The organism is Saccharicrinis sp. 156 (genome assembly GCF_050589685.1).
In the GTDB taxonomy this organism is placed as follows: Bacteria; Bacteroidota; Bacteroidia; order Bacteroidales; family Marinilabiliaceae; genus Saccharicrinis.
The window spans coordinates 23,060-30,926 of sequence record NZ_JBNGOS010000056.1 but is presented as its reverse complement, the minus strand read 5'-3'; the positions used below and the strand labels follow the sequence as shown (position 1 = coordinate 30,926).

Genomic DNA, 7,867 nt, shown 5'->3' with positions numbered 1-7,867 from the left:
CTAACCATTTTCGGTTACCCAAATCCAAGAGGGGTCAATATGACCGTTGGAGGGGTCAACATCACCGTTATTTCCAATTTACTGTTGAAATTTTGTGTGGTATTTTTTATCATGAAAATAACAGCACATCTACCAGGTATACAGCTATATAAGATTCCATTGATGTATTTTTGACGTACTATGAATATGGATATGATGTAATTTTGTGAGTGTTAATTATTGTTGCAATTGTTAATGTTTGAGCCATATTTGTTCCGAACAATGCATAACAGCCGAGTTACGTATTTGGAAGTATAAGTGAAATATTTTATAGGATTAAAATAATCAAAACTATGAAATTTCATGAATGGTTTTAATCCTTGATTATTGTTAAAAATAAATACCAATTCAAAATTAGATGTATGAAAAAGAGATTATTAGTGAGAAAAATTCTCATTTTATTTTTATGTACAGCTTTTTCTATGAGTATATATGCTCAAGATATTGTTGTAAGCGGTGTTGTTAGTTCCCAGAGTGATAATGAACCAATACCCGGAGTATCGGTAATTGTAAAAGGAACTACCAATGGTACAATTACCGATATTGATGGTAATTATCAATTGACAGTGACTGCCGATGCAATTATTCAGTTTTCGTTTATAGGAATGGAAACACAGGAGATTGCTGTAAACGGAAGAAGCATAATAAATGTACAACTCTCTAACGAGTACTTTGATATGGATGAAGTGGTTGTTGTTGGATATGGAGTGCAGAAAAAGAGTGTTGTTACTGCTTCAATCGCCTCTGTTTCTTCTGAGGATTTGCAAAGAGTAGCTCCAGTTCGTATAGATAATGCATTAAAAGGACTCGCTTCAGGTGTTACTGTTACCACATCATCTGGTCAGCCGGGCTCTTCTTCGCAAGTGCGAATTCGTGGTATTGGTACTATTAACAACAGCGACCCACTCTATATTGTGGATGGTATGCCTATCGATGGTGGAATAGATTACTTAAACCCTAGTGATATCCTATCTGTTGAAGTGCTTAAGGATGCCGCATCGGGAGCCGTATACGGAGCTCGTGCAGCCAATGGAGTTATTTTAGTAACTACAAAAAATGGAAGCAAAGGTAAGATAAGTGTAAATTATGATTTCTCTAGAGGTTGGCAAAACAAATGGAATAAAAGGGATGTACTAAATGCTCAACAATATGCATTACTGATAAATGAAGGTTTGGTTAACTCGGGCGAAGAGCCTCGATATAGCGATCCTTATGCTTTGGGAGAAGGTACGGATTGGCAAGACTTGATATTTTATGACAATGCTCCTGTAGAAAACCACCAATTGAGTGTAAGTGGAGGTAGTGATAAAGTATTATATTATTTTTCTGCAGGATATTATAAACAAGATGGTATTGTAGGTGGAAACTTCGATCGTTCTAATTATGAGCGATTCTCATTAAGGTCGAATACTACCTATAATATTCTGGACGATGAGAGCCGTAACTTTTTAAATAAGTTTAAAGCAGGTATAAATGTTGCCTACACCAGAATAAATTCCAAAGGAATTGGAACAAATTCTGAATATGGTTCATCCCTTGGAGGAGCAATTTCATTTTCGCCACTGTTAGGTTTATATGAAGAGGATCAGGAAGCTGCAGCCGCGCTTCATCCAACAGCAGTGCGCGACCCGGAGAACGGTTTAATTTATACAATAGCCGGCGATGACTATAACGAAATCACTAATCCAGTTGCGCAATTAGCTTTGCCAGGAGATGAGAACAACACCGATAAATTTGTATCCTCTTTTTGGGGCGAACTGACCATCTGGGATAATTTAAAGTTTAAAACGTCATTTGGAACTGATCTTGCATTTTATGGAACTGACGGCTGGACGCCTGAATATTACCTGGGTAAATCTGCCTATTCTGATTACTCACAGGTTTGGTCTAGTATGAATCGTAGTTTTGTTTGGCAGGTTGAAAATATTTTATCTTACGATAAAAGCATTGCCGGTAAACATAATTTTAACATATTATTAGGGCAGTCTGCTAAACAAACGACTGGTCGTACCTTAAGCGGGAGTAATAAATATATGGTAGAAGAAGATGGCGACAAGGCGAATATTGATTTTACTACCGGTACAGCTGCAAACGGAGATCAAACAGCAGGAGGAGGTGCTTGGAGCCCACATACATTAGCTTCATTATTTGGCCGACTTAGCTATAATTTTTCAGAGAGATATATGTTTCAGGCAACCATTCGTAGAGATGGATCTTCTAACTTTGGTACAGGAAGTAAATACGGTGTATTCCCTTCAGTTTCATTCGGGTGGAATATCACAAACGAGGCATTTATGGAATCACGACCTGAGTGGTTTACCTCTTCAAAATTAAGAGCCTCATGGGGTAGGAATGGTAATGAAAATATAGGAGCTTTTGGATATACCGCCCTAACTTCTACTGGAAACAACTATGCTTTTGGACCTGGGGAGGGAACCTTAGTGAATGGAACAAAAGCATCAGGATTAGCCAATACTTCTTTGGCGTGGGAAGAATCTGAACAAACCGATATTGGTCTTGATTTCGGATTCCTACAAAATGCATTGACATTTACGGTGGATTATTACGAGAAAAAAACCAACGGAATGTTAATGACTATGTCCATCCCTTCATATGTAGGTGAGTCAAAACCAACGGGTAATGTAGGAGATATGAAAAACAAAGGGGTTGAGTTTGATTTAGGATACAGGTTTAAAGCTGGCAAATGGAACTTCCGTATTAACGGAAATGCTTCTTACCTTGAAAACGAACTCGTTAACCTTGGAAACGCGGATGGATTTGCAAATTATGATACTTATGCCAATGTCGGAACAATTTCCAGGGCAGAAAATGGCATGACCTTTCCGTTCTTTTATGGATATAAAACAAACGGAATTTTCCAGAATTACACAGAAATTGATGCGTATACCAATGATGAAGGTGCGTTAATACAACCCAATGCAGTTCCTGGTGATGTAAGGTTTGTGGATGTGAATGGAGATGGTTCTATCGGTGATGACGATCGTACTATGATAGGTAAAGGTATGCCGGATTGGACTTATGGTTTAAACTTTGGTGTTGATTTTAAAGGATTTGATTTTAGTATGATGCTTCAGGGTACTGTAGGAAACGATATATATGATGCTACCCGACGCACCGATTTACGCTATATCAACCTGCCTGCGTATATGTTGGATCGATGGACAGGAGAAGGTACTTCCAATACGATTCCACGTTTCTCATTTTCCAACAATAACGGCAATTGGTTATCATCTGACCTATACGTTAAAGATGGTGATTATATGCGTGTTAAAAACGTAACATTAGGATACACTTTACCAGAGAATTTAGTGAAGAAAGTATTCATTACAAAATTACGTATATATGCTTCTGCGGAAAACCTTTTCACTTTCACAAAATATGAAGGTTTTGATCCGGAAATTTCTGCAGGAGGTACTTCTCTTGGGATTGACCGCGGAATTTATCCTCAGGCAAGGACATATACTGTTGGCGTAAACCTATCATTTTAACGATTAAAAACTTAAAGTAATGAAAAATAAATATATTTTAATTTGCAGCATATTTTTCACTTTCCTATTGGGGTCTTGTAAAGAAGAGTTCCTGGAAGTTGATTCTGCAAGCAGCGTATTGATTGATGATTATTATACAACTGAGGAACGTATATTCGAAGCGCTCGTCGCTGCTTATGATCCGTTAGCCTGGACAGATTATGCATGGGGACAATTTACGCAACTCAACCTGGTATCAGATGTGATGTCCGATGATGTTTATGTTGGGGGTAATGACCAGGGCGACCAACCTTTTTTGCATAAAATGTTTAATTACGAAGCTACCCCCGAAATTGTTTGTAGCGATTTATGGACAACATTTTACTCGGGTGTAAAACGTGCTAATGCAGTGTTGGAATACATGGATGATGTGGAGGATATATCAGATGAGACCAAAGCACTTTATCTGGCAGAAGCCAAAGTCCTGCGAAGTTACTACTATATGTGGCTATGGAAACTTTGGGGAAATATACCCTATTATGAAGTAAATTTGGATTTTCCCTACACAACTCCTCAATTAACGGCTGATGAAGTATATAACGGTATAATTACAACATTAGAAGATGCGATTGATAATGGAGGATTAGCGATAAAAACTACTTCTGAGAATACAGGACGAGTGTCTCTAGCTTTTGCTTATATGATATATGCTGAAGTTGTTATGTATCAAAATGATGAAAGCAAGTATTCAACAGCATTAGCTTATATGAATGAAATCATATCGAGCAATCAATATTCCTTGAATAGTGATTTTGCGAATATTTGGGAAGCAAGTGGAGAATGGACTGAAGAATCGATCTTTGAAGTCAACTACTTTAGTGTGAATGGAGGTAAGGATTGGGGAGCAGCCATTGAAGATGGAGGAACAGTTTATCCTAAACTTATCGGCATTAATAATTTGTCAGGAAGCCCTGATTTTGACGGAGGTTGGGGATTCGAACCTGTTCGTCAGGAAATATATGACCTGTATGAAGATATGGATCAACGTAAAAATGGTGGCATATTAAACATGGTCAGCTATGCAGCACAAACAGGAGCAACTTATGAGGGACGTTATCAAGATACGGGTAATTTCTTAAAAAAATACCTTCCTCGTACGAATGGAAATGCCGATTATTCAGGTTCTCCTGATATGAATTACAACAATAACCTTAGGGTGTATCGTTACTCCGAAACACTATTAAATGCTGCGGAATTGCTAGCCAATGGGACATCAGGTACAGGAAGCGCACAGACTTATTTGGATGAAGTGAGAACCAGGGCAGGTGTTGCCAGCGTTAGTGCAACTGTTGATAATATTATTGCCGAACGCAGACTTGAGTTTGTTGGAGAAGGTAAACGTTACTGGGATTTAATTCGCAGTGGAAAAGCGGCTACAACGCTCGTTCCAAACGAATATAGAACAACTACCTGGACTGAGAATAAAAAATACTTACCTATACCACAGTCAGAGATGGATTCAGATAGTGGTTTAGATCAAAACCCATATTAAAACGTAATTAATTATGAAACGACCATGAACTTTATTAATCATAAAGTACACAAAGGAGGATGATTAAAAAAGTTCATGAGAGTTCCTGAATGTGCAGAAATATTTGGCACATTTTCTTACGACAAAAATTTTAAACAGATGAAAAATATATCGATTAAATATTTCGGATTCATTTTGTTAATTTCCTTAGGAATGGTTTCTTGTTCACAAGAAACCTATGACAACCAGGAAATTGTGACAGAACAAATGTTGGATGCAACATTTACTATAACTGAACTTTCTGCCAATAACTACCAAATTACAAGTAATAGTAATGACTATGTTATTAATAATTACTGGGACTTAGGTAATGGTACTGGTTATTCATCGGGTAAAAATACATTTAAATTGTTTTTACCGGATGCAGGCGAATATGAAATTAAACATAAAGTTACGGGAGCGGGAGGTATTTTTAGCACTGAAGAAACAACTTTAGTAACGGTGCCCACTTCTGATCCAGTCGCTGGAAATCTAATTAAGGGAGGAAAGTTTAATACAGATGATGACATTGCCGAATGGAGCATTGGTGGAGTTCCTGGTGGAAGTGGCATTTGGACATTTGCTGACAATAAAGCTACCTTAACTGCATCTGGATGGAGTGGCCAAGGAATCTATCAGGCAATAGAGGTGGAAGAGGGACGTAGCTATCAAATAGATATGTATATAAGTTCTACATCCGGCTGTACGGATACATGGTTTGAGGTTTACTGTGGATATGTCGACCCGGCTACCATATCGGGGGATTACTCCGATGGCGGATCTCTTTTAGCCATAAATACATGGGCTGGTTCGGGTACGAGCGCCTTTGGACAAATGTTTACTACTATTGCAACGAACCCTGAAGCCAATGGGCTATTTACAGCAACAGCTACTGGCACAGCATATTTGGTAATAAGAGGAGGAGGAAGCGACATGCAGGACGGTATCTCAGTGACAAATATTGAGTTAAGAGGAGTTTCTGAATAATTTGCTTTGATAATGAGGATGTCCTGAATTAACTTTCAATATATCAATAAAATCACATTTTATAATTCACATCAAGGGCACTTCCCCCCTATTCTTTGGGATTGGATAGGGGGAAGTACCACACCGAAGGTGTGGGGATGGAAATATAATCTGTCATTATTTAAGGGCATCCTCAATTTTATTTTAATCAAACTCAGGTTAATAGTGTGTTTATCAATTAACAAAAAGATCTTTTGGGAAACGAATAATTCAAATCAATTATGTATAAAATTTTAACAATATTTTCTATTCTTTTTCTATTACTTGGGTGTAGTGATGAAGATTCTGCTGTAGATCAAGAGATCGTTATTGATATATCACCTGATGAGTTAACTTTGTCGTCTGAATCTTCTTCCCAAACAATTACGGTAACTTCAAGTGCCAGTTGGGCTGTTTCATCCTCTGCCGATTGGTGTACAGTTTCTCCAACTGAGGGATATTCTGGAAAAACAAACGTTACGGTTACAACAACAGCAAATGAAGGATTGGAAGATCGTTCTGCAACGATTAAATTTAGTTCCGTTACCTATATTAAAGAAATTTCGCTTGTTCAATCTTTTTTAATCCAGGAAGTAAATATTACAGATGAAGCATTTAAGACATACACCCTTGAACATTTGGACACCAATGAAGATGATATCTTTAGCTTAGACGAAGCAGCTAAAATTAAAACATTGGATATAAGCGGCTTGAACATTAAAAACTTAACTGGTATAGAAAGCTTTTCTACACTTGAAACATTGGATTGTAGTAACAACCAAATAGACGAGATGGATTTATCAGAATTAGGCGCATTGACCAGTCTGAATTGCTCATCTAATCAACTTTCTGAAATAAACATCAGACAAAACATCAACCTGTTAAATTTAGATTGTACCGATAATCAAACATTATCGTCTATCTATGTTTGGACAGGGTTTTCTCCCGGTGCTAATTTTTTAAAGCCTGAGAGCGCAGTTTATGTACAACCTGTAATATCAACGCCATTAGGATATTCACTTGTATGGCAGGAAGAGTTTAACGATGCTTTAACACAGGATGGTCGTGCCGCTATACCTAATACCGATATGTGGTGGTACGAGACGGGTGACAATGGTTGGGGTAACAATGAAATTCAAAACTATATTGCTGCCGTAAAAGGAGCAGACACATGTGCTACAATTTATGACGGCTCGTTAAAAATTATTGCTAAAAAATCAGGGAGTGAAGTACTGTCCATTCGAATGAACACCATTGAGAGTTGGACTTATGGATACTTTGAAGCACGTTTGAAGCTTCCTGTAGGAAAAGGTACATGGCCGGCATTTTGGATGATGCCTAAGAACTTTACTTCATGGCCTGGTGATGGTGAAATAGATATTATGGAAGAAGTTGGTGCAAATCCAAATCATGTATCTTCATCTATTCACTGTACCGCTTACAACCACTCTTTAGGTACTCAAAAAACTGCCGAAAAATATATTCCAACCGCAGAGTCTGAATTTCATGTTTATGCAGTAGAATGGACCGAAGACTATATTAAAGGTCTTATTGATGGTGAAGTTTATTTCACGTTTAATAACGACCATACGAATAATAAAGACACATGGCCTTTTAATGAACCATTTTACTTAAAGCTAAATCTTGCCTGGGGAGGAGATTGGGGAGGATACCTGGGTGTTGACGAATCGGCCTTACCCACAACGTACGAGATTGATTATGTACGTGTTTTCCAGAAAAACTAATTAAAAATAGATTCAGCATA

The 7,867-nt window shown here is 37.7% G+C and carries 4 protein-coding genes; all 4 read left to right on the top strand.

The genetic code is table 11. From position 1 onward, the window contains the following. Positions 1-401 precede the first annotated feature (401 nt). The 4 genes from ACRD64_RS23260 (at position 402) to ACRD64_RS23245 (ending at position 7,847) form a co-directional block, all read left to right on the top strand. On the top strand, positions 402-3,548 hold the full coding sequence (locus ACRD64_RS23260) for a SusC/RagA family TonB-linked outer membrane protein (RefSeq protein ID WP_430936645.1): 3,147 nt from the start codon (positions 402-404) through the stop codon (positions 3,546-3,548). Between the two features lie 19 nt (positions 3,549-3,567). Next, positions 3,568-5,079, top strand: coding sequence for a RagB/SusD family nutrient uptake outer membrane protein (locus tag ACRD64_RS23255; protein WP_430936643.1), 1,512 nt, complete (start codon positions 3,568-3,570; stop codon positions 5,077-5,079). Between the two features lie 138 nt (positions 5,080-5,217). Then, entirely contained in the window at positions 5,218-6,084 is an 867-nt protein-coding gene (locus ACRD64_RS23250; RefSeq protein WP_430936641.1) for a hypothetical protein, read from the top strand. 260 nt (positions 6,085-6,344) lie between these two features. Continuing rightward, positions 6,345-7,847: a family 16 glycosylhydrolase gene (locus tag ACRD64_RS23245; RefSeq protein ID WP_430936639.1), complete on the top strand. Its 1,503-nt coding sequence runs from the start codon at positions 6,345-6,347 to the stop codon at positions 7,845-7,847. The last annotated feature ends 20 nt before the right edge of the window (positions 7,848-7,867 follow it).